General features: G+C 61.2%; 32 protein-coding genes and 1 CRISPR repeat array (1 of these 33 cut by a window edge). Of the genes, 24 read left to right on the forward strand and 8 right to left on the reverse strand.

Annotation, left to right across the window (positions count from 1 at the left end):
* The first annotated feature begins 2 nt into the window (after nt 1–2).
* The 9 genes from HFX_RS10650 to secY are packed head-to-tail and all read left to right on the forward strand — an operon-like array spanning nt 3 to nt 5,730.
* Nucleotides 3–395: a 30S ribosomal protein S8 gene (locus HFX_RS10650; protein ID WP_004060021.1), complete on the forward strand. Its 393-nt coding sequence runs from the start codon at nt 3–5 to the stop codon at nt 393–395.
* 4 nt (nt 396–399) lie between these two features.
* The gene (locus HFX_RS10655; RefSeq protein WP_004060020.1) at nt 400–936 is read left to right on the forward strand and encodes a 50S ribosomal protein L6; all 537 of its coding nucleotides are present in this window, start codon (nt 400–402) and stop codon (nt 934–936) included.
* Nucleotides 936–1,640 carry a 50S ribosomal protein L32e gene (locus tag HFX_RS10660; protein WP_004060019.1) on the forward strand — a complete coding sequence of 235 codons (705 nt, stop codon included), beginning with the start codon at nt 936–938 and terminating at the stop codon, nt 1,638–1,640. The genes HFX_RS10655 and HFX_RS10660 overlap by 1 nt, the downstream gene beginning before the upstream one ends.
* Nucleotides 1,640–2,095 (forward strand): 50S ribosomal protein L19e, encoded by a 456-nt coding sequence (locus tag HFX_RS10665; protein WP_004060018.1) that lies wholly within the window; start codon nt 1,640–1,642, stop codon nt 2,093–2,095. The genes HFX_RS10660 and HFX_RS10665 overlap by 1 nt, the downstream gene beginning before the upstream one ends.
* On the forward strand, nt 2,095–2,649 hold the full coding sequence (locus HFX_RS10670) for a 50S ribosomal protein L18 (RefSeq protein WP_004060017.1): 555 nt from the start codon (nt 2,095–2,097) through the stop codon (nt 2,647–2,649). Before HFX_RS10665 ends, HFX_RS10670 begins: the two co-directional genes overlap by 1 nt.
* A complete protein-coding gene (locus tag HFX_RS10675) occupies nt 2,646–3,290 on the forward strand; it encodes a 30S ribosomal protein S5 (protein WP_049917499.1) in 645 nt (214 codons plus the stop codon). Before HFX_RS10670 ends, HFX_RS10675 begins: the two co-directional genes overlap by 4 nt.
* A complete protein-coding gene (locus HFX_RS10680; RefSeq protein WP_004060015.1) occupies nt 3,290–3,754 on the forward strand; it encodes a 50S ribosomal protein L30 in 465 nt (154 codons plus the stop codon). The genes HFX_RS10675 and HFX_RS10680 overlap by 1 nt, the downstream gene beginning before the upstream one ends.
* Nucleotides 3,751–4,257, forward strand: coding sequence for an uL15m family ribosomal protein (locus tag HFX_RS10685; protein WP_004060014.1), 507 nt, complete (start codon nt 3,751–3,753; stop codon nt 4,255–4,257). The genes HFX_RS10680 and HFX_RS10685 overlap by 4 nt, the downstream gene beginning before the upstream one ends.
* A 3-nt stretch (nt 4,258–4,260) precedes the next feature.
* Nucleotides 4,261–5,730 (forward strand): preprotein translocase subunit SecY, encoded by a 1,470-nt coding sequence (gene secY / locus HFX_RS10690; protein ID WP_004060013.1) that lies wholly within the window; start codon nt 4,261–4,263, stop codon nt 5,728–5,730.
* A gap of 389 nt (nt 5,731–6,119) precedes the next feature.
* Here the strand turns inward: secY and HFX_RS10695 are convergent, their stop codons facing one another.
* Nucleotides 6,120–6,785, reverse strand: a complete 666-nt coding sequence (locus tag HFX_RS10695) for a protein-L-isoaspartate(D-aspartate) O-methyltransferase (RefSeq protein ID WP_004060012.1) — start codon at nt 6,783–6,785, stop codon at nt 6,120–6,122.
* A gap of 136 nt (nt 6,786–6,921) precedes the next feature.
* Here HFX_RS10695 and HFX_RS10700 point away from each other — a divergent pair, with 136 nt between their 5' ends.
* The 4 genes from HFX_RS10700 to HFX_RS10715 all read left to right on the forward strand — a co-directional run bounded on the left by HFX_RS10700 (nt 6,922) and on the right by HFX_RS10715 (nt 9,611).
* Complete coding sequence (locus HFX_RS10700; protein ID WP_004060011.1) at nt 6,922–7,635, forward strand: hypothetical protein; 714 nt, start codon at nt 6,922–6,924, stop codon at nt 7,633–7,635.
* Between the two features lie 125 nt (nt 7,636–7,760).
* Nucleotides 7,761–8,117 carry a hypothetical protein gene (locus tag HFX_RS10705; RefSeq protein WP_004060010.1) on the forward strand — a complete coding sequence of 119 codons (357 nt, stop codon included), beginning with the start codon at nt 7,761–7,763 and terminating at the stop codon, nt 8,115–8,117.
* Nucleotides 8,114–9,055: an alpha/beta hydrolase gene (locus HFX_RS10710; RefSeq protein WP_014732525.1), complete on the forward strand. Its 942-nt coding sequence runs from the start codon at nt 8,114–8,116 to the stop codon at nt 9,053–9,055. Before HFX_RS10705 ends, HFX_RS10710 begins: the two co-directional genes overlap by 4 nt.
* 70 nt (nt 9,056–9,125) lie before the next feature.
* Nucleotides 9,126–9,611, forward strand: coding sequence for a hypothetical protein (locus HFX_RS10715; RefSeq protein WP_004060008.1), 486 nt, complete (start codon nt 9,126–9,128; stop codon nt 9,609–9,611).
* A gap of 39 nt (nt 9,612–9,650) precedes the next feature.
* Here HFX_RS10715 and HFX_RS10720 read toward each other — a convergent pair whose 3' ends face one another.
* The gene (locus HFX_RS10720) at nt 9,651–10,244 is read right to left on the reverse strand and encodes a class I SAM-dependent methyltransferase (protein WP_004060007.1); all 594 of its coding nucleotides are present in this window, start codon (nt 10,242–10,244) and stop codon (nt 9,651–9,653) included.
* A 134-nt stretch (nt 10,245–10,378) separates the two neighbouring features.
* Here HFX_RS10720 and HFX_RS10725 point away from each other — a divergent pair, with 134 nt between their 5' ends.
* Together HFX_RS10725 and HFX_RS10730 are read left to right on the forward strand one after the other, a co-directional pair.
* On the forward strand, nt 10,379–11,617 hold the full coding sequence (locus HFX_RS10725; RefSeq protein WP_004060006.1) for an ornithine cyclodeaminase, nickel-pincer nucleotide-dependent: 1,239 nt from the start codon (nt 10,379–10,381) through the stop codon (nt 11,615–11,617).
* Between the two features lie 122 nt (nt 11,618–11,739).
* Nucleotides 11,740–12,465 carry a hypothetical protein gene (locus HFX_RS10730; protein WP_004060005.1) on the forward strand — a complete coding sequence of 242 codons (726 nt, stop codon included), beginning with the start codon at nt 11,740–11,742 and terminating at the stop codon, nt 12,463–12,465.
* 24 nt (nt 12,466–12,489) lie between these two features.
* On the opposite strand, the gene HFX_RS10735 is transcribed toward HFX_RS10730, so the two are convergent.
* Entirely contained in the window at nt 12,490–12,894 is a 405-nt protein-coding gene (locus HFX_RS10735) for a universal stress protein (protein WP_004060004.1), read from the reverse strand.
* A 152-nt stretch (nt 12,895–13,046) separates the two neighbouring features.
* Between HFX_RS10735 and HFX_RS10740 the strand changes: the two genes are divergently transcribed.
* Complete coding sequence (locus HFX_RS10740; protein ID WP_004060003.1) at nt 13,047–14,057, forward strand: DUF7490 domain-containing protein; 1,011 nt, start codon at nt 13,047–13,049, stop codon at nt 14,055–14,057.
* Nucleotides 14,054–14,377 (forward strand): hypothetical protein, encoded by a 324-nt coding sequence (locus HFX_RS10745; protein WP_004060002.1) that lies wholly within the window; start codon nt 14,054–14,056, stop codon nt 14,375–14,377. Before HFX_RS10740 ends, HFX_RS10745 begins: the two co-directional genes overlap by 4 nt.
* Before the next feature lie 21 nt (nt 14,378–14,398).
* Here HFX_RS10745 and HFX_RS10750 read toward each other — a convergent pair whose 3' ends face one another.
* From HFX_RS10750 to HFX_RS10760, 3 genes are all read right to left on the reverse strand, one after another.
* Nucleotides 14,399–14,632 carry a hypothetical protein gene (locus HFX_RS10750; protein ID WP_004060001.1) on the reverse strand — a complete coding sequence of 78 codons (234 nt, stop codon included), beginning with the start codon at nt 14,630–14,632 and terminating at the stop codon, nt 14,399–14,401.
* A gap of 95 nt (nt 14,633–14,727) precedes the next feature.
* The gene (locus HFX_RS10755) at nt 14,728–15,549 is read right to left on the reverse strand and encodes a ZIP family metal transporter (RefSeq protein ID WP_004060000.1); all 822 of its coding nucleotides are present in this window, start codon (nt 15,547–15,549) and stop codon (nt 14,728–14,730) included.
* A 63-nt stretch (nt 15,550–15,612) separates the two neighbouring features.
* Nucleotides 15,613–16,305, reverse strand: coding sequence for an SDR family NAD(P)-dependent oxidoreductase (locus HFX_RS10760; RefSeq protein WP_004059999.1), 693 nt, complete (start codon nt 16,303–16,305; stop codon nt 15,613–15,615).
* 94 nt (nt 16,306–16,399) lie between these two features.
* Between HFX_RS10760 and HFX_RS10765 the strand changes: the two genes are divergently transcribed.
* The 3 genes from HFX_RS10765 to cruF all read left to right on the forward strand — a co-directional run bounded on the left by HFX_RS10765 (nt 16,400) and on the right by cruF (nt 19,782).
* Nucleotides 16,400–17,902 carry a phytoene desaturase family protein gene (locus HFX_RS10765; RefSeq protein ID WP_004059998.1) on the forward strand — a complete coding sequence of 501 codons (1,503 nt, stop codon included), beginning with the start codon at nt 16,400–16,402 and terminating at the stop codon, nt 17,900–17,902.
* Nucleotides 17,903–18,026: 124 nt separating this feature from the next.
* Entirely contained in the window at nt 18,027–18,905 is an 879-nt protein-coding gene (locus HFX_RS10770; protein ID WP_004059997.1) for a prenyltransferase, read from the forward strand.
* A complete protein-coding gene (gene cruF, locus HFX_RS10775; protein ID WP_004059996.1) occupies nt 18,898–19,782 on the forward strand; it encodes a bisanhydrobacterioruberin hydratase in 885 nt (294 codons plus the stop codon). The genes HFX_RS10770 and cruF overlap by 8 nt, the downstream gene beginning before the upstream one ends.
* Nucleotides 19,783–19,816: 34 nt before the next feature.
* Here the strand turns inward: cruF and HFX_RS10780 are convergent, their stop codons facing one another.
* Together HFX_RS10780 and HFX_RS20565 are read right to left on the reverse strand one after the other, a co-directional pair.
* Nucleotides 19,817–20,836 carry a phytoene/squalene synthase family protein gene (locus HFX_RS10780; RefSeq protein ID WP_004059995.1) on the reverse strand — a complete coding sequence of 340 codons (1,020 nt, stop codon included), beginning with the start codon at nt 20,834–20,836 and terminating at the stop codon, nt 19,817–19,819.
* Between the two features lie 180 nt (nt 20,837–21,016).
* Nucleotides 21,017–21,169 carry an HVO_2523 family zinc finger protein gene (locus HFX_RS20565; protein WP_014732523.1) on the reverse strand — a complete coding sequence of 51 codons (153 nt, stop codon included), beginning with the start codon at nt 21,167–21,169 and terminating at the stop codon, nt 21,017–21,019.
* A gap of 313 nt (nt 21,170–21,482) precedes the next feature.
* On the opposite strand from HFX_RS20565, the gene HFX_RS10785 reads away from it, so the two are divergent.
* The 4 genes from HFX_RS10785 (at nt 21,483) to HFX_RS10805 (ending at nt 24,947) form a co-directional block, all read left to right on the forward strand.
* Nucleotides 21,483–21,758 carry an ArsR/SmtB family transcription factor gene (locus HFX_RS10785; RefSeq protein WP_004059994.1) on the forward strand — a complete coding sequence of 92 codons (276 nt, stop codon included), beginning with the start codon at nt 21,483–21,485 and terminating at the stop codon, nt 21,756–21,758.
* Between the two features lie 2 nt (nt 21,759–21,760).
* Nucleotides 21,761–22,057 (forward strand): hypothetical protein, encoded by a 297-nt coding sequence (locus tag HFX_RS10790; RefSeq protein ID WP_004059993.1) that lies wholly within the window; start codon nt 21,761–21,763, stop codon nt 22,055–22,057.
* A gap of 151 nt (nt 22,058–22,208) precedes the next feature.
* Nucleotides 22,209–22,988, forward strand: coding sequence for a spondin domain-containing protein (locus HFX_RS10795; protein WP_004059992.1), 780 nt, complete (start codon nt 22,209–22,211; stop codon nt 22,986–22,988).
* A gap of 1,095 nt (nt 22,989–24,083) precedes the next feature.
* A complete protein-coding gene (locus HFX_RS10805; protein ID WP_004059990.1) occupies nt 24,084–24,947 on the forward strand; it encodes a DUF5694 domain-containing protein in 864 nt (287 codons plus the stop codon).
* Between the two features lie 200 nt (nt 24,948–25,147).
* Nucleotides 25,148–26,607: a CRISPR direct-repeat array (repeat unit 30 nt; unit sequence GTTACAGACGAACCCTAGTTGGGTTGAAGC); it runs 179 nt beyond the window's last position.

The following is a 26,607-nucleotide window of genomic DNA, read 5'->3' on the forward strand; positions in this document are numbered from 1 at the left end:
GAATGGCTGACAACGACCCACTCAGTAGCGCGCTTTCCGGTGTGGACAACGCCGAGAGCGTCGGACACCTGTCCCACGAGATCCAGCCCGCCTCCAACATGATTGGCTCCGTCCTCGAGGTCTTCTACGACCGCGGGTACATCGACGGCTTCGAGTTCGTCGACGACGGCAAGGCCGGTCTGTTCGAGGTTGAACTGAAAGGCGCAATCAACGATTGTGGCGCCGTCAAGCCGCGGTATTCCGCTGGCGCTGACGACTTCGAGAAATGGGAGAAGCGTTTCCTCCCCGCCCGTGACTACGGTGCGCTCATCGTCACGACGAGCCACGGCGTCATGAGCCACTACGAGGCCCGCGAACAGGGCATCGGTGGCCAGATCATCGCCTACGTCTACTAGAACAATGAGCCGAATAGAAATCGAAATCCCGGACGAGGTATCCGCCGAGGTCAGCAACCTCGAACTCACCATCGAGGGCCCTAACGGTAGCGTCACCAAGCGCCTCTGGTACCCGAACGTCTCGGTCTCCGCAGAAGACGGCGCAATCGCTATCGAAAGCGACGTCGAGAACGCGAAGACCAACGCGACGATCGGTACCTTCGAGAGCCACGTGAACAACATGCTTCACGGCGCCACCGAGGGGTGGGAGTACCAGATGGAAGTTCACTACGCTCACTTCCCGATGCAAGTGAGTGTCGAAGGTGACGACGTCGTCATCAAGAACTTCCTCGGCGAGAAGTCCCCGCGACGAGCAGCAATTCGCGGAGACACGGACGTACAGGTAGACGGCGAAGAGGTCACCCTGACGGGTCCTGACAAGGAAGACGTCGGGCAGACCGCCGCCGACATCGAACAACTCACTCGCGTCAAGGACAAGGACACTCGCGTGTTCACAGACGGCGTGTACATCACCCAGAAACCGAAGACTGGTGATGCCTAATGTCGGAAGAAATCACCGAACTCGAAGACATCAGCGGTGTCGGCCCGTCGAAGGCCGACGCACTCCGCGAAGCCGGCTTCGAGAGCGTCGACGACGTACAGGCCGCGAGCCAGTCCGAACTGGCCGAGGTCGACGGCATCGGTAACGCGCTTGCCGCGCGTATCAAAGCCGACGTCGGTGGCCTTGAAGTCTCGGAAGAGGCTGAGGCCGAAGTCGAAGACGAGTCCGAAGCCGAAGTAGAAGAGCCAGCCGAAGACGTCGAGACGGAGCTTCGCCCCCGCGGTCACGCGGACAAGAAGCCCCAGCTCGACGACGAAACGGCGGAGGCCCTGGCGCAGAAGCGCCGCGAGGGCAAGCCGCAGTTCAATCGGCAGGACTACCACAAGAAGAAGCGCACGCCCACGTCGTGGCGTCGCCCCCGTGGTGGTCTGTCCAAGCAGCGTCGTGGTGTCAAGGGTAAGGGCCCGAAGGTCGAAGCGGGTTACCGCACGCCGAAGGCCGCCCGTGACCTGCACCCGTCCGGCTTCGAGGAAGTCCGCGTGTTCAACACGGACGACCTCGAGGGCGTCGACGGCGACACACAGGCAGTTCGCATTGCTTCCTCGGTCGGCGCGCGCAAGCGCGAGCGCATCGAGGAAGTGTGTGAGGACCGCGAAATTCGCGTTCTCAACCCCACCTACGTCGAAGTCGAGGTGGATAACTGATGACGGACCTAAAAGCGCAGAAGCGAATGGCTGCCGACGTTCTTGACGTTGGCAAGGGTCGAGTTTGGTTCGACCCCGAGGCACAGTCCGACATCGCGGAGGCCATCACGCGCGAAGACATTCGTGAACTCGTCGACGAGGGAACGATTCGCGCCAAGAACGCCAAGGGCAACTCCAAAGGTCGCGCACGCGAGCGCGCCGCCAAGCGTTCCTACGGTCACCGCAAGGGTGCCGGCTCCCGCAAGGGCCGTTCCGGCGCTCGACAGAACAAGAAAGACGCATGGGTCAGCCGAATCCGCGCCCAGCGCCGTCGCCTGAAGGAGCTTCGCGAGGACGGTACGCTCGACCGTACCCAGTACCGCACGCTCTACAACAAGGCGTCCGGTGGCGAATTCGACAGCGTGGACCGGCTTGAAGCATACATCCAGAACAACTACCAGGTGGAGATTCAATAATGGCGACCGGACCACGATACAAGGTTCCGATGCGGCGTCGCCGCGAAGTCCGGACGGACTACCATCAAAGGTTGCGCCTGCTGAAATCGGGCAAGCCCCGCCTTGTTGCTCGCGTGAGCAACAAGCACGTCAGGGCGCAGCTGGTCACTCCGGGCCCGCAGGGCGACGAGACCCACGCTGCAGCGACCTCTGCCGACCTCGATGAGTACGGCTGGGAAGCCCCCACGGGCAACCTCCCGAGCGCGTACCTCACGGGGTACCTGGCAGGTATCCGAGCGCTGGCCGCCGGCGTCGAGGAAGCGGTCCTCGACATCGGCCTCAACACGGCCACGCCCGGAAACAAGGTCTTCGCGGTGCAGGAGGGTGCTATCGACGCTGGCCTCGAAATCCCCCACAACGACGCAGTACTCGCTGACTGGGACCGCAACCGCGGTGTCCACATCGCTGAGTACGCAGAGCAGCTCGACGAGCCGCTCTACAGTGGAGACTTCGATGCCACGAACCTCCCCGAACACTTCGATGAAGTGCTCGGGAACCTTCAGGAGGACGAATGAGCAGAGATAACAACGGCTGGGAGCCGCGAACGCGGCTCGGCCGCATGGTGCAGAACGGCGACGTCACGTCGATGGACCAGGCGCTCGAGACCGGGCTTCCGCTCAAGGAGCCCCAGATCGTCGACCAGCTCCTTCCGGGGATGGACGACGAAGTGCTCGACATCAACATGGTTCAGCGTATGACCGACTCCGGCCGCCGGGTGAAGTTCCGGTGTGTCGTTGCAGTCGGGAATCGTGACGGCTACCTCGGCTACGCTGAGGCCCGCGACGATCAGGTCGGCGGTGCCATCCAGAAAGCCATCGAGGTGGCGAAACTGAACATTATCAAGGTAGACCGCGGCTCGGGTTCGTGGGAAGACCGCGCAGGCGGCCTCAACTCCCTCTCGCGTAAGGCAGAGGGGAAGGCCGGCTCCGTGACGGTCCGTATCATCCCGGCCCCGCAGGGTCTCGGCCTTGCGGCCGCAGAGACCGTCCGCAACATCCTCGAACTCGCCGGTATCCAAGACGCTTGGACCAAGAGCGACGGGAACACGCGGACGACGGTCAACCTCGCAAAAGCGACCTACAACGCGCTCAAGAACGCGTCGCAGTCCCGTACTCCGCGACGCGCTCGCGAGATTCGACGGGAGGTGCGTGAATAATGCAGGCTATCGTCCAACTTCGCGGTGAAGTCAACATCTCACAGGACGTTCGCGACACGCTGTCGATGCTCAACATCCACCGCGTGAACCACGCGACGTTCGTGCCGGAGAACGACGCCTACCGTGGCATGATCACGAAGGTCAACGACTTCGTTGCACACGGCACGCCGAGTGTCGACGTCGTCGAGACCCTCGTCCGCACGCGTGCCGAGCCCGAATCGGGCGACGGCGACATCTCCGATGAGTGGGTTTCCGAGAACACCGACTACGACGACGTGGCTGCGCTCGCGCAGGCACTCGTCGACGAGGAGACGACGCTGCGCGAGCAGGGCGTCTCCCCCGTGCTCCGTCTGCACCCGCCGCGTGGCGGTCACCGCGGACAGAAGCACGTCACCAAGGAAGGCGGCCAACTCGGTAAGCACGACACCGAACAGATCGACGAACTTCTGGAGGCAATGCGATGACGTCCAAGAAGCGACGACAACGTGGCTCCCGTACGCACAGTGGCGGTACCCACAAGAACCGGCGTGGTGCCGGCCACCGTGGTGGCCGTGGCCGTGCCGGACGCGACAAGCACGAGTACCACCACTACGAGCCGCGCGGCAAGCACGGCTTCAAGCGACCGGACTCCCTGCAGGACACAGTCGCCGAAGTCAAGATCCAGAAGCTCGACGAGGACGCAGCGCTCCTCGCGGCCGACGGAGTCGCCGAGAAAGACGGTGACGCATACACCATCGACGCCCGCGACGTAGCCGAGGACGGCTGGGACGTGGATGTCGTGAAGGTTATCGGTGGCGGACAGGTTCGCAACGAACTGAACGTCGTTGCCGACGCCTTCACTGCTGGTGCCGTCGAACTCATCGAAGAGGCTGGCGGCAGTGCCGACCTCTCCGAACGTGCAGAAGAAGCGGCCGAGGCCGAAGCAGAAGAAGCTGAAGCCGACGCCGACGAGGACGACGAGGAATAAATTATGGGATGGAAGGACGCCGCCGAACCAGTGCTGGCGCGGATGCCCGCAGTCGCCCGTCCGGAGGGACACGTACCGTTCCGCCGGAAACTCGGGTGGACTGGTGGTATCCTCGTCCTGTACTTCTTCCTGACGAACGTGACGCTGTTCGGCCTCGACACCGCGACCGCGAACGACCTCTTCGGTCAGTTCCGGTCCATCCTGGCTGGCCAGCAGGGCTCGGTGCTCCAACTGGGTATCGGTCCAATCGTCACGGCGAGCATCGTCCTACAACTGCTTGGCGGTGCTGACCTGCTCGGGCTCGACACGGACAACAACCCGCGCGATCAGGTCCTCTATCAGGGCCTACAGAAGCTACTCGTCGGGGTTATGATTGTCCTGACGGGTCTGCCGATGGTGTTCGCTGGCAACTTCCTGCCGGCTGACCCAGCCGTAGCAACTTCGCTCGGCATCGGTACAATCGGCGTGAAGGGTCTCATCTTCGCGCAAATCGCCGTCGGTGGTGTCCTCATCCTGTTCATGGACGAGATTGTCAGCAAGTGGGGCGTCGGCTCCGGTGTTGGGCTGTTCATCATCGCCGGTGTCAGCCAGCAGCTCGTCGGTGGGCTGTTCAGCTGGCAGGGACTCGGCGGCGCGTCGGGCTTCTTCCCGACGTGGTTCGGCATCGCTACCGGTGCCGTCGACCTGCCGGCCGCGCCGGACGACCTGCTTTCGACAATCTTCCTCGGCCAGGGTCAACTGCTCGCGCTCATCACGACGCTGCTCATCTTCGGCATCGTCGTGTACGCCGAAAGCGTCCGCGTTGAGATCCCCCTCTCGCACGCTCGTGTGAAGGGTGCTCGCGGTCGCTTCCCGGTCAAACTCATCTACGCGAGCGTCCTGCCGATGATCCTCGTCCGCGCCCTGCAGGCGAACATTCAGTTCCTCGGGCGCATCCTCAACAACCAGTGGGCGGCGATGCCCGCGTGGCTCGGACAGTACACGGGTGGACAGGTCACAGGTGGCCTGTTCTACTACGTTGCGCCCATCCAGTCGCGCTCCGACTGGATGTGGTTCCTCGGACTCACGTCGGCCGACCCCCTCGACATTGCGATTCGCGTGCTCATCGACCTCGGATTCATGATCATCGGTGGTGCGGTGTTCGCAGTGTTCTGGGTCGAGACGACGGGAATGGGTCCCGAGTCGACCGCGCGACAGATTCAGAACTCCGGGATGCAGATTCCCGGGTTCCGACGTAACCCACAGGTCATCGAGAAGGTCATGGAGCGGTACATCCCGCAAGTGACTATCATCGGTGGCGCACTCGTCGGTCTCTTGGCCGTCATGGCCAACATGCTGGGTACCATCGGTGCCGTCTCCGGGACGGGGCTGCTGCTCACGGTCTCCATTACGTACAAGCTGTACGAGGAGATCGCGGAGGAACAGCTCATGGAGATGCATCCGATGATGCGCAACATGTTCGGCTCGGAATAGCTGTTATCTGAGGCCGCTCGGCCTCGATTTTTCCGAACCCACTTTCTTAGAAACACGACGCTCCGAGAGCGGTAGCGCTTTCTCCGACAGGGAGAGAGTTTCCTGATGGGCGTTTTACGCTGATCTCAGTTACGAGTGCAAACGGAAGCTATCGCGCCCCCGTCCACGGAGTGAGGATGAACGACCGGCGAAAAGTAGTGGGTGGTGGTGGAAGTACCAGTGGGGTGCGTGACGTTAGTGCCGTGCATGCAACGCCATCGCCTGAGGCCTCATAATGGTATATGAACACAACCACCAAAGACCTAGTTAAATAGGAAACAATTGTCTCGGGAGAAAGTTGTGATATTCTCTGAAAAACCGGACACCCCTATCGTGTGGCACAACGTATCTCACTCGTCGTCGGGGAACCCGTGTTCTCCGATGAGCGGGACGAACCGAACGCCGCCGTAAGTCGTCCGTTCGATTCTCCCATCCTGTTTCGTTACTAATACCAACTCTTGTGACCCGCCGCGGGGGCCGAGTGGAATGACCATCCGCCCGTCGTCAGCGAGTTGGTCGAAAAGCGGGTCGGGAATTTCCGGTGCGACCGACGCCACGTTGATTCTATCGAAGGGGGCGTGTTCGGGTAACCCGCCAGACCCGTCTGTGACGACCACCGTCACGTCACCGTAGTCAGTCCGAGCGAGAGCGTCCCGTGCAGCATCTGCGAGTTCGGGAACTCGTTCGACAGTGAAGACGTTCTCGGGGCCGACAATCTCCGCGAGAACGGCGGCGTGGTAGCCGCTTCCCGTCCCGATTTCGAGGACGCGCTGTCCCGGTCGCGGTTCGAGCAGTTCGGTCATCCGTGCAACGAGGTGCGGCGCGGTCACGACCTGGTCGTGGCCGATGCCGAGCGGTTCGTCCGCGTAGGCGCGGTCGCGTACCGGATCGGGAACGAACTCGTGCCGCGGGACGGTCTCCATCGCCTTCGCAACCCTCGTCGTGTAGAGTTCGCCCTGCTCGCGGAGCGATGCGACGAGCCTCCGCCGCGCCTGTTCGGTTCGGTCGTCGTCCATATCGGGTTCCCCTCGTCTCTAGCGACGGCTCGAGGGAACAAAGGACTGTCTCGCGGGGGGCGCATCGGCTGGATAGCTATCGCGGAAACACGCTTGATTCCGGTCATTTTTCACACCCCATAGCGACCACCGAGGTATGAACGAGGGGCGACTCGCACTCGACATCGAGACGGCCAGTCCGAACGGCACGCCGAGCGACTTCCGAAACACCGCTGACTTCGAACTCGTCGCCGTCGGTCTCGGCTTCTGTGTCGGTGACGGCGACCCCGAAGTCGAAGTCGTCCTCCGTGACGGTGATTGGAGCGTCGAGCACACGGCCGGCCTCCTCCGAGAAGTCGTCGAGTGGTGCGAGGCCCGAAGTGGACCGGTCATCACCTACAACGGCGAGTACTTCGACGAACACCATCTTCGAGCATGGGCCGAGCAAGTTGCGGACGAAGGCGTCTGGTCTGACGCCCCGGACCGCGTGGATTCGCTTTTCGCCGACCATATCGACCTCGGAACGCTCGCCGCGGAAGCCTACCCGCACGCAGTCCGGCAAAACCGGGATATTCCGGCGCTGTGGAAGGCGTGCAAGGAGGCAGGCATCGACCAACCGACGGTTTGGTACGACGACTACGAGCTCGATTCGAATTATCTCGACCGTCTCGGCATCGACGAGAAACACGTCAAAGGCGCACACGTCGGGGAAGCCCTCGGAGAAGCCTACGTCGACGGCGTCGTCGCCGGTATCGACCATACCCAGACGCATACCGAACTCACGCGACTACTCGCCGAGTACGCCGCTGGCGACATCGCACCTCTCTTTTCGCTTCACGACGCACTCCGGCAGGCCGACGCACAGGTGTAGACGGGCACTGGTCGGCGGATGTTGATTAGTAGACACCGGTCGGCAGACACTGGCGGCAGATGCTGGGGTCGTTCCCGTCCTGTCTCGCGGCAAACGTTTAGCCGTCAGGTATCGTAGCGCTTGGCATGACCGACCTCGAACCGGCGGCCGCCGTCGAGGAGGCGCTTCGTGGTAATGGTATCAGCGTCGAGTCGCTCTCCATCGACGAGTCGGTGTCTTTGACCTACCTCACGGCATTCCCGGATGTCGAACCCGACCACGGGGAGGTAGGACGTGCAGTCACCACCTTCCTCGAACTCGCCCAGAGCGACGAGTGGGAACCGACCACCGTCGAAGCGACGATTCTTCGAAGCGAGGGCGACGTACAGGCGACGTGGCGACTCGAAGCGGACTGGATTCAGGCGTACAACGACTACACGCTGGACGACGAGGAACTGTCCCAGCGCGTCCTCGACACCCTCTACGAGGGGGGAGACGCGTGAGTTCGTGGCGTCTTCGGGGAAAGCAGTCCACCGCTCGCGGTCCCCGCCGCCCGTCGCATTTCGAGTACTCTCGGGTCACCTTGACGTTCGAAAGCGAGGGGACAAACTGCACCGGCTGGCTCTACCGACCTGATGGCGTCGAGTCCCCGCCGGTGGTCGTTATGGCCGGTGAACTCGCCGCAGAGCGTCGGTTCGGTCTGCGAACCTACGCCGAGCGATTGGCTGAAGCGGGCTACGCCGCGTTCCTCTTCGACTATCGAAACACCGGCGACTCCGACGGCGAACCGCGAAACCTCGTTGACCCCGATTCGCAGATTGCTGACTGGCACGCGGCAGTCGAAGGACTCCGCGAACGGGACGAAATCGACGCGAACTCGCTTATTCTCTGGGGGGCCGGTCTCTCCGGTGGGTATGCGCTCCGAGCGGCGGCCGAAGATGGCCGTATCGCTGCCGCCGTCGCCCAGAATCCGATGCTCGACGGAAAAGCTGTGACCGGCGGCCGGGGGCTCAGAGGGACGCTTGGCGCACTCGCGTCCGGACTCCGCGATAAATTCCAGTCGCGCCTTTTCGGCCCGCATCGCGTTTCAGTCCTCGGTGACGGGTCGTCGATGGCCGTCTTCGAAGACCCCGGCGTGCGCACCGCCTACCGCGAACTCGTCCCGCCGGGGAGTGCGTGGCGCGACGAGACGCCCGCGCGCCTGTTCCTCTCGCTGTTCCGCTACCGGGCGCTTCCGGACCCCGAGCGCATCGCCTGTCCGGTATTGCTCGTCGCTGGAACGCGCGACGACATCGCCCCTGCCGACGCGGTGGTCGACCTCGCGGACGAACTCTCGGACGCGACGCTCGTCGAACTCCCGGTGGACCACTTCGACCACTACGACCGGGCGTTCGAACAGACCTTCGGCCACCTACTGTCGTTCCTCCGAACAGTCCGATAAGCGATAACCTCTCAGCCCGCTGAACGCTCGCGGGAATATTATGTCCCCGGTCAGCATACGTCGTATCGCCATGTCCGCAACCCACCGTTTAGTCTCGCTCTTCCTCGTCGTTCTTCTCGTCTCTGCCCCGGGAACAGTTCTCGCACAGGAATCAGAGACGCCCAGCGACGAAGAGATGCAAGAACTCCTCGAAGAGGGAGTCGCGCTGTACAACGAGAACATCGACCAACTCGACGTTTCGTTTGCCCGCGACCTCATCGCCGGAAAGACGGTGAACGTCTACGTCGAAGATGGCGACGAGACGCACGTGTTTTCCGCTGTCGTTAAAGACGATATGCGCATCGCCGACGTAGCCGCAGAGTCGAACGAAGACGCCTCGACGCGCATCGAGACTGACCGCGCGACGCTCGAAACAATCGCTCAGTCGTCAAACCCAGTGGCTGGCGTCAAACAGGCGCTTCGAAACGACCGTATTCGCGTCTCCGGCGAGAAGGGCCACCCGGTCGACCAGGCGGTGTGGACCGTCGCCAACCTATTCAAAGGATTCGTCCTCTGAGGACGATACACGGTCCGTTTTCACTGCTGGCGATTGATTTCACCCCTTCCGCTCGGCGACTGTGAGATACCCCGGAACGGGTATCCGGTTCGTTTCGTAGGGTGTTGCTTCAATGCGCTCGACTGACCACGAATCGCCGAACGAGCGACGAAGGTCGTCCGGCGAGAGGGTGGCCGGACCCCAGTCGTCCGGTGCCTCGTCGCTGAACGCGAGCGAATAGAGTCGGCTGCCGGGATTCGTCACTGCCGCGAGTTCGTCGGTGTAGGACTGTCGTTGGTCGGCTTCTCCGAAGACGTGCAAGAGACCACAGTCGACGACGGTGTTGAACGGCCCCAGACTCGGAGGGAGGTCGAAAGCGTCGGCGACGTGGAACGTTGCCTGAACAGCTCGGTCGTCCGCTTTCTTCCGTGCGAGTTCGATTGCCCGAGTCGACACGTCGATACCCGTCACCGTGTGACCACGCTCGGCGAAATAACACACGTGGGTTCCGGTTCCACACCCTGCATCGAGTACGGGTCCCGAAACCCGCCCGTCTTCGGCGAGTTCCACGAAAATCGGCTGTGGCCGACCGATATCCCACGGTGGAGTTCCATCGTACGCTTCGTTCCACGAAGATTCGGTGTTGTCCGGCATCGGTTTTACTCCGCTGCGATTGCATGTGAAATGTCGGTAGAATTTGATTTGTCCCGGCCTGCGACGGACGAATTCCCGACGATTGGTACGTCGCGTCCGTAACCCACTTTGCCCTCTCCGTTGATTCTTCGTTAATGACGCACACGCGCACGGTCGAACTCGATGGCCACATCATCGACTCGGGGTCGATGCAACAGGCGATGGGCATCGTGATGGACCTCGGGGGCGACTTCGATATCGAGAAGTTCGACGTCGGTCGGCAGAAAGAGGACACGTCGTACTGTCGGATGACGGTCTCTGCCGACGACGAAGACGGCCTGCAGGAGATTCTCCACGAACTCCACCAGATTGGCGCGAACCTCACAGACCCCGTCGATGCGCACGTCGAGCCGTCGCCCGCAGACCAGGTCGTCCCGGTTGGGTTCTACTCGACGACCAATCACCCGACTGACGTTCGATACGACGGCGAATGGATTCCCGTCGAGGACATCGAGATGGACTGTGCGATTATCGTCGAAGAGACCGAAGACGGTGCGCGCGCATACACGAAAGTCCTCAACAGCGTCGAAGAGGGCGACCTCGTCGTCACCGACGAGGCGGGTATCCGCGTCAAACCGCCGGAACGTCCCCGGGATTCCTCCGGTCCATTCGGCTTCATGCAGGGTGGCGTCTCCTCCGAGCGCCCCTCCGAGTCGCTCATCGGTGAGGTCGCGGATGCGCTCCGCGAGACCAAAAAAGAGGGCGGAAACGTCCTCGTCGTCGCCGGTCCGGCGCTCATTCACTCCGGCGGCGGCGACGCTCTCGCGCGACTCATCCGAGAGGGCTACATCGACATGATTTCCGCCGGGAACGGCTTTGCGACCCACGACATCGAGCGCGGCCTCTACGGGACCTCACTCGGGATGGACATGGAGACGATGGAGCACCCACGCAAGGGGCACAAACACCACATCTACACCATAAGCGAAGTCATCCGTGCTGGCGGCATCGAGGAAGCCGTCGACGAGGGACTCATCAAAGAAGGTATCATGTACGAGTGCGTGAAAAACGACGTCTCCTACGTCCTCGCGGGGTCCATCCGCGACGACGGTCCGCTTCCGGACACCATCACTGACGCCATCGAAGCGCAGAACGCCATCCGCGAGCAGGCCCACCAGGCCGACATGGTGCTCATGCTCTCGACGCTCCTGCACTCGGTCGCCGTCGGGAACTGTCTCCCCTCTACGGCGAAGACCGTCTGTGTGGACATCAACCCCGCAACCGTCACGCAACTGCTCGACCGCGGTTCGTCGCAGGCTATCGGGATGGTGACCGACATCGGGACGTTCGTGCCGACGCTCGCCGAGAAAGTGCTCGACGAGACAGACGAGTAACTGTCTCACCGAGCGACGACCATCCGAGTGACGACCGTTTTCCCGCTTACTTGTCATATTCGTGCCGGAGAGACGCTCTGTTTCTCGTACCTATTATGACCCCCGACGTTCTCACCTGAGCCATGCGAACGACAATACGGATTCTTCTCGTCGCACTCCTGGTCCTCGTGGCCGGGTGCTCCGGCGGAATTGGCGGCGACGGCACGACAACAACAGCAGCCCAGACGACGGTAGAGACGGGCACTGCGACAGATGGCGAGACCAGTACCCCCGGAAACGAAAGCGGAAACGCGTCGTCGACGACGGCGTTCGAGTTTAACGGAACGTGGGACAACCAGTACCGTACGGGCCAGTACTACCGATACGAGATAACCGCCGACAGCATCGACGGCACAGCGACCTACGAGTGGGAGGTCCTCTCTGCGACCGACGACGAGGTGACGGTTCGGGCGAAGCTCGTCACGTCCAACACGACGAGCGAACGGACCGTGACCGCGTCGCCGGACAAGATTAACAGCAAACTCTCGGGCAGCCCCACCGGGTCCGTTGCAACACTCGGCTTCGGCTCGCCGTACTACAGCAGCATCGACGGTAAGTCGCTCAGCGTCGGCGACAGTTGGGAAGTCTCGGGAGCCAACGGTGATACGAGCTTCAAGGTCGAGCGCGTCTCTACGTACGCGGGCTTAGAGTGTGCGAACTTCGTCGTCCGGACGAACGGCAGCGTCACCTGGGAGAGTTGCGTCTCGCCCGAAAGCCCGCTTCCGGGTCACATGGCCTTCTACGAGGAGGAAGGTGACGACGAACCGGCGTTCGAGATGGTTCTCGTCGAGTACCGGTCCGGAAACTGAGTACCGCCTGAAAACTGAGATTCCTCAGTAGACTTTTGCTAACGGAACGACTGCCATCGGAATGTTCGAGTTCAACAGCACGTCCTGTGCGGTGCTTCCAAAGACGATTTTCGAGGTCGGGTTTCGCTTTCGAACCCCGATGACGATTTCGTCGGCGTTCTGTTCTTTTGCACACTGAAGGATATCGTCAGCGGGGTCGTTTCCGCGGATGTACTGGTGTGTCTCGATGGTGACGGTGTCGCCGAGCCGGGAGCCGACAACGTTCATCGCGTCTTCCCCGTCGCGGACGTCGTCGCTGTCGGTGTGGTCGCCGCCTTGGTGCGAATTGACGACGTGGATAACGTCGTCTGTTTCAATTCGTTGAGAGAGGTAATCACAAACCTCGGCGCTGGTGTGTACCGAGTCCGTACCCATAACATACGTTGCCATGCCACATATCCCTACGTCGTCCTATAAAAATCCATGCCCCACTACCGCTGGTCAGACTGCTTTCGACGGAGCGAAAATACATCGCTGACGGTCATTCTCCGACGCATTCATCTGGGACAAGACATTTACCGCCCGAAAAATGTCAGTCTGGTATGGATAGGAACGCCCTTCTTGCCAGCGGGGCGGTCGGCGTCGTGGTCATCGCCCTCGCCGCCGCCATCGTCGTTCCCGGTGTCCTCGCGGACCCGACCGACGAGGGACCGGTCCGTCCCGGCCCGGTAGACGTGGCTGATGTCTCTATCGCCGCGGGCCCGGCCACGGGAGAGACGGCGACGCTGGAGATAGAAACACGAATCGACCACCGAAGAAATCCCACGCAGAACGTGAGTGTCCTCGTTCGCGCCGTCGACGCCGAATCAGGACTCCTGACAACGACAAAACAAGTCGACGTCGGCACCATCTCACGCGACGGTGAAAAGACGGTCTCGACGAACCTCACCGTCCCTAGAGAAGGCGGCTACGACATCGAGGTTATACTCTACCGCAACGCAGAGCGTGTCGATGAGGCTCGAAAAAGCGTCCGCGGCGTTTCGGCTATCAAGCCGCCATACTTGCAGTCGACCACGTCGTTCACCGACAGCGAGGCACTCCCGCCCGTCTCGTTTTCCATCGCGGACGCAGGTGAAGACCAGACGACGCTCGACCTCTCGGCGACGCTTGCCAACACCGGCGACGACCCGGCTGAGGACCTCTCGGTCATGTTCGTACTCCGGCAAGCCGAATCGAATATCGTCGCGTCCCGGACGACGGTCGATGCGGGAGCAATCCGCGCCGGGCGAACAGAGACGGTCAGCGCGACGACCACAGTACCGAACGACTACAACTACTACATCGACGCCGTGTTGCTCCGGGATGGTGTCGTCATCGACACCGCCCGCGGCGCGGCGAACCTGAACCCAACGAGGACGATTAGCGTGAACCAGACGACAGAAGAAGTAGAACTGCGCGTCGAAGACTTCGAAAACGGCGGAGACGGCGGCGCACCAGATGAGAGGGAGTACGCGGCCACAGAAACCGAGTCGGCAGCACCCGGCTTCGGTGCCGTCGTCGCACTCGTGGCGCTCCTCGCGAGCGCTCTCATCGCTCGGAGGCGGTCCCAATGAGCGACGAAGCGCCGACGAAATCGAATGCAGACGAGGACCGAATCCCGGCGACGACCGCCGAACCGGCCGAAGACGTGGACGAACAGGAGGACCGCGAGTTCGCCGAGCGACTTCGACGGTATCTCGACTACGCCGTCCTCGCCGGACTGCTACTGCTCGCGCTCATCGCGGCGCTGCAGTTCTACCTCAACGCGAGCCAAATCATCTCGACGTGGGTGAACCCCGAGTTCCGGCCAATCTTCCACGCCGCGTTCAACGTCGTGTTGCTCCTCGGTGCGGCGCTCGGCATCTCCGTCCAACTCCGGCGGTTGACGGACTAATCGGGACGACGGGATACCACCCTATCCCGACACCAGCGCAGCACCGCCGAAGAACAATCCCAGTGCGACGAAGAACAGGCCCATCAGTTTGGTTAGCGTGACGTTCCACGCTGCCGGTTCGACTTCGCTCGCGTGGGTTTTGCTCCCGATTGCGTCGAGCTGCTCGCCGAATTTCGTGATGCCGTAGGCGTACCGATAGGTGATGACTCCGCCAGTAATCGCAAGTAGCCCGAACAATACCGTCTGGATGTCCATCGGTGGCCGACGGTTGTCTCTCGAGTAGTATGTTGTCTTTGACCGGATCTACAAGCGGTAGACGAAAGTCAGCAAGTCGGCCCTAACACGCAGTATTAGCTGAGTAGCAACCACGCACCGAAGACGGCGCCACCGCCGACGACGGTGCTTATCGCGGCGTGAACTCGAAGTCTGTCGAGAATCGCGTGGGCGTGTTCGTCTTCGACGGACAGGAGGTCGTGAATCTCGCTGCCAATCTCACAGCGGGGCAAGAAATCCATGGCGACGTGGAGGAACACGCCCGAGGCGAATCCGAAGACGACACCGCGGAAGGCGTCGGTCGCCGGAAGCGACACGGCACTGGAGATGATAGCCGCGATACCCAGCCCCGCAGCGGGAAGGAGAAGCGGGAAGACGGGCTTGTTCTGGCTCGAAAGGCGACGAGCGGCGGCGTATCCGGCGGGGCCTTTGTGAGAGACGATAGCGAGGCCGAGTCCGACCCCGACATCGATGTTTCCGTAGACGATTCCGATGATGGCACCCGCGGAAATGGCGTGTGCGGAGAGTTCCGTCACGGTGCGGTCGACCGGGAAGTTCATGTGAGCGAACCGGTGGCCCACGGTGTGTGCGCCGAATCCGGCGAGGATACCGAACGCGATACCAAATCCGCCGAACTGGGTGTGGTGGCCGAGTGCCTGCGGGACGAGAAAGACGGCCGCGCTCGTCACCATCGCGCCGCTGGCGAGACCGTAGCCCCAGACGAGTCCCTCGGCGTGTTCGGTCCGAGCGCGCGCGCCGAACGGGGCAGCAAACGCCATCGCCGCAAAGGCAGCCCACGAGACGACGAGGAGCTTCCACGCTCCCGTCGAGACGGCGTACGCCGAGAGTGCGACAAGTATCACGACGCTCCCCGCGCCGACGGCTGTCGAGCGATTCATGTTGTGAACGAAAATACTCTGGTTAATAAGATGCGCGGTTCGACCATTTAGCGTCAGCGCGTCTCACTGAGTTGCGTTCTTCCACGCCGTACGGTCGAGTGTGCCGCCGTCGAAGTCGGTTGGGTCCGCCTCAGTCGCAGCCCAGACGAACAACCCGGCGACATCGTCGGGGTCTCGTCCCTGTCCGCCGCTGAGGTCGGTGGCGACGAGCCCCGGGTCGACGACACAGACGGACTGGTCGCAATCGGCGGCGAACTGCCGAACGAGCGCCTCGGCAGCAGCCTTCGAGACGGCGTATGCCCCCATTCCGGGTTCCGCATCGCGGGCGACGGACCCCGAGGGGACGAGAATGCGAGCGTCGTCGGCCATGTGGGGACGTGCTTCTTTGACCGCCGCGAAGACGCCGCGAACGTTCGTTCGCAAGGTGTCGTCGAAGGCGGCGTAGGATTCTTCGTCGAGAGGCATCTCACCGGGTGTGCCGTGGTTGATGCCAGCGTTGGCGACGAGCACGTCGATATCGCCGCCGATACGGGCGGCAGTTTCCATCAGACGCTCCATATCGAGTTCGTCTCGAACGTCGGCACGGAGTCCCTCGGCGACTCCACCCACGTCTTCTACATCGTCGAGGACATCCCGGAGTGCGTCCTTATCGCGGGCGCAGGCGACGACTGTCGCACCGGTTCGACCGAAGGCCCGGGCGACAGCAGCACCGAGACCTGAACTCGCGCCGGTGACCACCACGGTGGTGTCGTTCATGCAGGCCGTACGGAGGCGGCGTGCCTAAAGATACCTGCCGAGCGCCCCCGATTTGGTCAGTCGATTTATGTTCTCAACGTCCTTACAAAGCTCCATGAATTCCGTCTCGGCCCTCGACTCCCTCGCTGGCGAATCAATCGTCGTTATCGGTGGTGGATTCGGCGGTCTCTCGACAGCCTGCTACCTCGCCGACGCCGGGGCAGATGTGACGCTGCTGGAGAAAAACGAGCAACTCGGTGGCCGAGCGAGCACGCTCGAACGAGACGGATTCCGGTTCGACATGGGTCCATCGTGGTACCTGATGCCCGACGTGTTCGAGCGGTTCTTCGCGTACTTCGGCAAGCGGCCCTCGGACTACTACGAACTCACCCGCCTCGACCCCCATTATCGCATCTTCTTCAAAGACGGCGACCGAGTCGACATGGTTCCCGACCTCGAAACGAACAAGGCGACATTCGAGTCGTACGAACCCGGTGCGGGCGATAAACTCGACGACTACCTCCGGAAATCCGAGCGGAACTACCGCATCGGAATGGAACACTTCGTCTACACCGACCGGCCGAACCTGACGGACTACATCGACCTCGACGTGTTCAAAAACTCGTGGGGGCTGTCGCTCGTCGGGTCGATGCAGGACCACGTCGAGAACTACTTCGACCACCCCAAACTCCAGCAGATAATGCAGTACACGCTGGTGTTCCTCGGTGGCGCACCGAACAACACGCCCGCGCTCTACAATCTCATGAGCCACGTCGACTTCAACATGGGCGTCTACTACCCCGACGGCGGTCTCGCAGGCGTCGTCGACGCCATGGTTTCGCTCGGCGAGGAACTCGGCGTCGAGTACCACACGAACTCGCCGGTGGCCGAGATTGCGGGTCGGCGCGGCGGGTTCGCCGTCCGTACAGAGGGCGGTCGCGAGTTCCTCTGTGACCAGGTCGTAAGCGACGCCGACTACGCCCACACCGAACAAGAACTCCTCCCCGAGAAGAAACGCCAGTACGACGCCGACTACTGGGAGTCGCGAACGTACGCACCGTCCGCGTTCCTGCTCTATCTCGGCGTCGAGGGCGACGTGGACGAACTCGCTCATCACACGCTCGTGCTCCCGACCCAGTGGGACGGCCACTTCGAGACCATCTTCGAGGACCCGGCGTGGCCCGACGACCCCGCCTACTACCTGTGTGTTCCCTCGAAGACCGACGACACGGTCGCACCTGCGGGCCACAGTAACCTGTTCGCACTCGTTCCCGTCGCGGCCGGACTCGAAGACACGCCCGAACTCCGCGAATCCTATCGTGACCTTGTCCTCGACGACATCGCCGAAAACACCGGTGTCGACCTCCGAGACCGCATCGTCGTCGAAGAAACGTTCTGTGTGAGTGACTTCGCCGAACGGTACAACAGCACCAAAGGCACCGCACTCGGTCTCGCGCACACGCTTTTCCAGACGTCGCTGCTCCGCCCGCCACACGGCTCGAAGAAGGTCGACGGTCTCTACTTCACCGGGTCGTTCACCACGCCGGGCATCGGCGTCCCGATGTGTCTCATCAGCGGCCAACTCACCGCGGAGGAGATGGCTGAAGACGCGAGATGAACGGAGACATGGGAGAAGGGTATCTGAGATGAACGGAGACATGAGACGAAGAGGTCTGAGATGAACGGGGACATGAGATGAAGAGGTCTGAGATGAACGGGGACATGAGATGAAGAGGTCTGAGATGAACGGGGACATGGCGGCCAACACAGGGGTCGAAGGCGGCCTTCGGGACCGACTTGCCTACCTGTTGGTCCTCTCACGCCCCCGGTTTTGGCTCTATCTCGCCGGACCGGTCATCGTCGGCGCAGCGGCCGCAGCGAGCACGTTGGCAGACCTGCTAGCCCTCGATACCGTTCTGCTGTTCGCGTACTTCCTCATTCCAGCGAACGTGTTCCTCTACGGCGTCAACGACGTGTTTGACGCCGATATCGACGAAGCCAATCCGAAGAAAGACGACCGCGAGGCGCGCTGGCGCGGCGACCCAGTGAACCTCGTAGTCGTCGTCGGAAGCGGTGTCCTCGGCGTCGGTCTGTTCGCGCTCACGCCGCAGGTCGCGTGGCCGTGGCTCGTCGCGTACTTCTTCCTCGCCGTCGAGTACAGTGCCCCGCCGTTCCGGTTCAAGACGACGCCGTTTCTGGACTCCGTCTCGAACGGGCTGTATATCCTTCCGGGCGTGGCCGCGTACGCGGCGATTACCGGTTCGAACCCGCCAACACTCGCTATCGCCGGGGCGTGGCTCTGGACGATGGGGATGCACACGTTCTCGGCGATTCCCGATATCGACCCCGACCGCGAGACCGGTATTCAGACGACGGCGACAGTCCTCGGCGAGCGCCGAACTTACGCCTACTGCGCCGTGGTGTGGGGGCTCGCGGCCGCCGCCTTCGCTGCCGTCGACGTTCGACTCGGTGGGTTGCTCGCGGCCTATCCGGTCGTTGTCCTCGGAATTGCACTCTCAGGTGTCGACGTAGAGCGGGCGTACTGGTGGTACCCCATTTTGAACACCGTCGTCGGCATGCTCATCACCGTCGGGGCACTTTGGGGTGTCGTCTATGGCTGACTCGCGAACGCAGCTCCCGAGACCACCGAGCACGCGGCGGGAGGCCGAACTCGCGCTCGACCGACTCGTGTGCGACAATCGGTTTACCATCTCGGTGTTCTTCCCGCTGAACGGGGCGGTTCTCCTCGTCGCCAGCGCGATGACGTGGCTCCCGGAGCCGCTGGCGTTCAACGCGTTTCTTATCCTCTTCGGGACGCTCGTCATGCGCTCGCCCCTCATCGTCGGCGTCCTACCACTCGTGACGCGACGGGTCGCGTTCGGGGTCGCTGCGCTCACGGGCTACGCATACGCCATCGAGTACACCGGCATCACGACTGGGTGGCCCTACGGCTGGTTCGAATACGGCATCGACCTCGGGCCGACGGTCGCCGGCGTCCCCATCGGGCTTCCCGTGTTTTTCATCCCGCTCGTGATGAACGCCTACCTGCTTTGTCTCCTGCTTTTGGGCGACCGCGCCAGAGACACGCTCGTCCGACTTCCAGTCGTCATCGCCATGGTCCTCGCCATGGACGTGGTGCTCGACCCCGGCGCGGTCGCACTCGGCTTCTGGGAATACTACCGTCTGGCCGACGGCGCGATAATCTTCTACGGCGTCCCGCTTTCGAACTACGCCGGGTGGGTCGTCAGCGCCACTATCGCCGTCGCCACGCTCGACTGGGCGTTCGACCGCGAGGCGCTTCTCGAACGACTCGATGCGACCGGATTCATGCTCGACGATTTGGTGAGTTTCGTCATCCTCTGGGGCGGCATCAACGCGTGGTTCGGCAACTGGATTCCCGTCGCCGTCGCCGCTCTCTTCGGCATCGGTCTCCTCCGAACCGAGCGATTCGACTCGCGACTGTTCCGTCTCCCGCGGCGCTTGCCGTGGCGGTCCTAAGTCGTAAGTGGACTTCAAAAATCAACGACCAAACTCAGTCCGAACCCCATCGACTCAGCGCCCGTATCCACCCCGAAACGCGGCCTCGGCTCCGTACTTTGCCGACCGGGGTCGAACCGGGACCGAAGTCCGCGTCGAATTCCTCATCTTCCGGGTAGGGAACGACGCTGACGGCCTTGAACACGGCGACCGGGTCACGCCAGACAGCCCAGTACGCCGCCGTCTTCCCGAGCAAGAAGACTTTTCGACCGAAGCTCAGGTCCGGCGTCGTCGAGAGCGTATCGTAGCCGAGTTTGCGAATCGACCGATGGTGGTCGGCGTACAGGACCGCCGAGAGGAGCACCGGGAACTGGCAATCGTGGGGTAGGTACTCGATGCCGGCGACGCCGTCTCGGTAGAGTGACTCGGCTCGGCGGAGTTCGTCGCGCATCACTTCGGCGACACGGTCGTCGAATTCGAGGTCAAGAATCTGCGCTACGTCGACGCCGTGGCGCTCCAGCGTCGTCTCTGGAAGATAGACTCGGTCGCGTTCGACCACGTCCTCGCCAACGTCGCGGAGGAAGTTCGACAGTTGGAACGCCTGTCCGAGCGCCGTCGCGTGCGGCAGTGCCTGTTTCGGGTCGTCGGGGCGCATCACGGCGGTCATCATGCGACCGACGGCCGACGCCGAACCGTCCATGTACGTCTCTAACTCCTCGTAGGTCGCATGTCGGTCCTTGTGGATATCCGACTCCATGGCGTCGATGAAGACGTTCACGTCGTCGGGGTCGATATCGTACTGCTCTCGGAGTTCGGCGAATGCGGACAACACCGGGTCACCTGTCTCGACGTCGCCGAGTGCCTCGGCGCGAAGTCGTTCGAGACGCTCACGCTGTTGCTCCGGTGGGGCGGTCTCCTCAGCGTCGACGACCTCGTCGGCGACGCGGAAGAACGCGTAGAGTACGTATGTGGCGTGTCTGACGCGTTCTGGGAGGAGCCGAGTTGCGAAGTAGAACGTCTTTCCCGTCCGTTGTTGTATTTCTTTTCCGGCTTCGACCTGTGATTCGTTGAGCATTTTCGTATACCGCGTACCGTCCCTGTCACGGGACCGAGTAAGGTGACCGAACGGGCCGCAAATGGTCTCACCTTCTCGTTGGGTTGCTGTCGACATAGCGTTTCGTGCAGCCGTGAAGTCAACCGTTGAATCCACTGACGGCTCTGTGATGGCTGTTTTATTGATTTGTGTCAGGTATCGTTACCAGAACGTGTCGCTACAGTCATAGACGACCCCGTGTTCTGGACAGATGTACTTGCAGTGGCGATGGGTCATCGATGTCTCACAGATAGGGCACGGACGGCCTTTCGGAGACTCGATAGCACACGCGTCCAGACTGGTGTTGTCGTCCATACGATGTTTTCATAGGACGCAAGCGACATATTGCTTACTGCTGTTTGCGGTGTCTCCTCCCAGTTCGATTCGCTCGAATATTGGCCTCTGGTCGACACCGGATCTGTGTGTACCCTCGGACCGACACCGGATTGAAGTAACTTCGGGCCGGGACCGAACGGAAGTACCCACACGCCGCACGAGACGTACCCCGAATTTGGTACTGAAGTGGAACAATACTCATGTACGACGGTCATCGACACACATCGTGGAGTATCGTCCCGGACCCGTGCGAATATTACACCTCTCGACCAACCAGTAGAAAGAACAGTCGATGGAGAAGGCGCTCTGGTATCTACTCACGGCGACACGAGGTGGTGAGAACCGCGTCCGGATAATCCGTACACTGTCGGAGCGTCCGCGGAACGCAAACCGCCTCGCCGACGAACTCGACGTCGGATACAAGACCATCAGACACCACCTCGATGTACTCGAATCCCACGGGGTCATCGAGGCCGGTGGCGACAAGTACGGGCGACTGTACTTCCTCACAGACCACTTCGAACAGTACCGCGATACCTTCGAAGAAATCGCAACACACCTCGATTGAACATGGCAATGAGTACCCAGATTCTGGCAGCGAGCGTCCTCTCGGGCGTGAACATAGTCTTCCTCTCGGCGTTAGCCGCCGTGTGGGTTCGAAACTACCGGACGTTCCGCACGTCGCTCGTCCTCGGCCTTCTCGCGTTTGCTGTCGTGATGCTCGTCGAGAACGCATTCGCCCTGTACTTCTTTTTCACCATGCAGAGTCTCTACTCCGGCGACCCACACGTCCAGCAGGCCGTGTTGGTCCTTCGCGGTCTCCAACTCGTCGCGGTTGCGTTCTTGACGTACGTGACCGTTCGCTGAGCGTCCCCAGTGTGTTCGTTGTGTTATTTTCGGAGCGAATTTGGTACTGACTCAACCCTAACTCGTCACAGAGTCGTCCCGAATCTCGAAAAATCCCCATTAAGTCGTCGTGCGTCTGCTTTGTCGTGGATTCGACCACGTGAGAAGAACCATGACCGATACGAACCCTTCAACGACACGACGAACCGTCCTCGGCCTGACCGGTGCGGGTGCACTGACTGCACTTGCCGGGTGCCTCGGCGACGTAATGATTCCCGGGCAGTCCAGTAACGGCGGTGACCAGTCCGCACGAACCTACCGCGTGACTGTGGCAAATCTCACTACCGGCCAACCGTTCACCCCACCGGCAGTGGTCGCACACCGCGCCAGCGTCGAACTGTTTGCCGTCGGAGACCCAGCCAGCGACGCCATCAAAGAACTCGCCGAAAACGGGAACCTCGACCCGTTAAGCGAACTCGCCGAGAGCACAACGGATATTCGTACCCTCTCCGCGGCCGAGACGCCGCTCGTCCCTCCTGAACTCCCGGCGAGTGAGATGTTCCCCGCCGCAGCCACCCTCGAACTGGAAACCGACGCCAGCGGGATGTATCTCTCGTTCGTGAGCATGCTCATCGGGACGAACGATGGCTTCACCGGTCTCGACACCGTCCCGCTCCCCGAGCGCGTGAACGAGTCGCGGTCGTACTTCGCGTCGAGTTACGACGCTGGAACGGAGATGAACACCGAAGCGTACGGTGACATGGTTCCACCAGCACAGGCACTCTACGGCATCGACTCGGGGACCGAAGGAGCCGGAATGAGCAACCCGGACCTCGCCGAAGATGGCGTCATCACACCCCACGGCGGTATCGTCGGCGACGGCGACCTCGACCCCGCGGTCTACGGCTGGGATGACCCCGCCGCGCTGGTCCAAGTCGAGCGAATCGAGTGAGACGGGAACTGGTGTGTGTTCTGGCTGTCGAGTGGGAGTCGGCCTGGTCTCGGCGTGGTCGTCGCTCACCGAAACTCATGTCGCGTCGGTGAACCGACTTGCTGCAGAGCCACGTCAAAAATGAACGACTCGAGAGCCGTTCGCCACGTCGTGTCCCACGTGGGAACGTAGGTGGCGTTCACCACGTGGTTCTAGTGCAGCCGCGTTTGCCCGTTGTCGGAGCATCGTGGCCCGCTCTGGTGAGATGGTGGTGTGGTGGGGGAGAGATTAGTGAGGGGTACCGGTCGACGTGTCGTCGACATGGCTGAGGGAGGCTCTGACAACGGCAGTTACCAATTTGTTACCATACACCAAAGATGTGTCGGTTGGTGTCATTTGAATCGATACTGGTGTGGGTGAGAGTGTTAGTTTCTTTGTCGAGATTCCAGCGGCGGTAGGTGTGCTCGGGGAAGTATTTAACATGACAATATGGGATGGTATGGTTGAGGCTGTAGACGAAGATGTCTGTGGAAAGCACGCGACGAACGGTTCTCAAATCCGCTTTCGGCACCTGCTTTTGTGGGGTATTCGCTGGGTGTATTGATTTTCAGAAACCCGACACAGACTCACCGTCAACTGAGACGAGCGGCGCGTCGCCCGATACGCGAACGTCGACTTCGGCTCCAACAAGCCAGCATATCGCCCTCCGAATCAACAACTTCAGAGAGACGGAGCGTAGCGGGACGGTCTCGGTTTATCGCCACTCACCCGACGGCGAGGCCGATATCACACGCATTACGGCGACGCCACCCGACGACTCAGTACAGGTCACCCACCACTCGTGGCGTATTCCGCCGGCGGAACAAACGACGTACGAATCGGTGTTCCGACCGGGGACTGCGTATTTGCTGCAGTCAAGCTCGATTCCGGGCTGAGAGAATCGTACGGGGTTTCGATAGCAGACGGCCAAGACCCCGCCTTCGTTAGCGTCGGTCTCTTTGCAGACGAAATTGATGTGAATACGGTGTGGACGTAGGGTCCTCGGTTCAGCTACCCAGCCCCCACATATGACATTCTGAAACAATTATGAGGATGTCAGTGCTGGTCAGTCGTATAATGCTCAGACCGAGGGCAACCGCGCGGAAGACGCCGGCGTGGCCAACCCCGACTCCGGAACAGGTCGAAGTCGTCCTTTTCGGGACGTACCACATGGACGACCCCGGCTTAGACGAGGTGAACGTCAGCGCCGACGATGTTCTCACCGACGGCCGCCAGCGTGAACTGGACTCACTCGTCTCGAACCTCGAACGCATAGGCCCGGACTTCGTCGCTGTCGAACGCCCCGCATCGCAGGCCGAGGCCGTGAACGACCTGTACGTGCGCTATCGAGATGGTGAGGCCACCTACGACGAGGAACACGCATTCGAACCGCGGCATCCGGAACGGGACGATGCCCGGATGGCGTGCCGAAGCGAGGTCATCCAAATCGGGTTCCGACTTGCCGACCGCCTCGGGCACGACCGTGTCGTTCCCGTTGACGTTCCGGAACAACTCGGGACAGGTCCCGACTTCGAGGAACTCGAAGAGCGGGGGTACGAACCGACTCCGAAGATAGATATCCCGCGAATCGACCACGACGAACTCCAGCAGTCGCTCGACGACCGTCTCGCGGACTCGACCATCACAGCGTACCACCGATATCTAAACGAAGCGGCTGCACTCCACTACAACGATGGGATGTTCGACGAGTTCCTCCGATACGGCGACCAAGACAACTACGCTGGTCCCGATGCCCTTTCGAGATGGTACCGGCGGAACCTCCGGATGATTCACAACATCTGGCGGGCCGTGGACGAAGACACTAACCGTGTTTGCTTCGTCGTCGGCTCCGGACACGTCCATATTCTCCGGCAACTCCTCACCGAGTTCCCGCAGTTCTGCCCCGTGAGTCCGCTTCCGTATCTGCCCCGTGGTGAGTAAGCGGGTGTTGAAGATGGTGACGAGTGGATAGTAGTTGACTCGGGAGGTTAGGTGTGGTTGGTGGGTTCGAAGGGGGTGTCCGGATTGGCCGGATAGGCATTTCCGTCGACCCCCCGGGGGGTTGAGGGGTATTGGAGGTCGACGGAAACACTTGAGTGCGAACCGCCTGTAGAGTACTTGTGGCACTCAAATCGGCCATGGTTACAGACGAACCCTAGTTGGGTTGAAGCCACGTCAGGTCGTGTGCCTTGCGCGTTGCGTTGACTTCCGAGCGCACGCTCTTGGTTACAGACGAACCCTAGTTGGGTTGAAGCGGACCCAAAACCCCAATCGAAGACGCGACAGTCGGTTACAGACGAACCCTAGTTGGGTTGAAGCGTGTACGAGGTCGCCCACGACCGTGCCGTCGATGGTGTTACAGACGAACCCTAGTTGGGTTGAAGCCACGGATGGACGGCTAAGACGTAGTCGCCTTCGACAGTTACAGACGAACCCTAGTTGGGTTGAAGCGCGGACGGTGGTTCGGAATGACTGACTCTGCTAAATGTTACAGACGAACCCTAGTTGGGTTGAAGCGGAGGTACAAAACGAGTCACAAAATCTAACGTCGGGTTACAGACGAACCCTAGTTGGGTTGAAGCGGGGAGTGGGAGGTGTCGCAGACCCGACGGCCCGCCGGTTACAGACGAACCCTAGTTGGGTTGAAGCTTCGACGCGAAGGTCGTACACCTGCCCGATTTGGACGTTACAGACGAACCCTAGTTGGGTTGAAGCGAAGATTATTGAGGGAGTAACGTATGAACCATCTAGTTACAGACGAACCCTAGTTGGGTTGAAGCCTTTGTCGGCGAGGACGAGCGCGCCGGCTTCGAGCGTCGTTACAGACGAACCCTAGTTGGGTTGAAGCGACCAGACCCATGTACTCCGCAGACCCGGCCTTCGCGTGTTACAGACGAACCCTAGTTGGGTTGAAGCCGCGAATGCAACAATCGGCGTTGCATGCATGACGTGTTACAGACGAACCCTAGTTGGGTTGAAGCTTGACGAGGGGACAATCCATGAAATCCATGTGAAATTGTTACAGACGAACCCTAGTTGGGTTGAAGCACGGTCTCGAAATGTTGCCCGACCGGAACGCATATCGTTACAGACGAACCCTAGTTGGGTTGAAGCCGGTCCTCCGGCAGATTGGGGAGATTTATCCAGAGGTGTTACAGACGAACCCTAGTTGGGTTGAAGCACACGGCATGGGGGGAAGGATTTGGGGGGGTTGTGAGAGTTACAGACGAACCCTAGTTGGGTTGAAGCGTCTGGAAGCTGGCCATGTTGTTCTACAACGCTTGTTACAGACGAACCCTAGTTGGGTTGAAGCTACGTTGGGGCAGACCCCAATTCCGGAGGGTCGCAGGTTACAGACGAACCCTAGTTGGGTTGAAGCCGTGACAGTCTTCGGGCCGGTCGACGACCAGGGCGTTACAGACGAACCCTAGTTGGGTTGAAGCTTCTGGACGCACCTTCTTCACGTCGTAAACCCCGGGTTACAGACGAACCCTAGTTGGGTTGAAGCAGCAGTCAAATACCGAACTCGCGCTTGAAAATCTGTTACAGACGAACCCTAGTTGGGTTGAAGCGCGGAAATCGTAGTCGAACCCACGCCCGA

The organism is Haloferax mediterranei ATCC 33500 (assembly GCF_000306765.2).
GTDB lineage: Archaea > Halobacteriota > Halobacteria > Halobacteriales > Haloferacaceae > Haloferax > Haloferax mediterranei.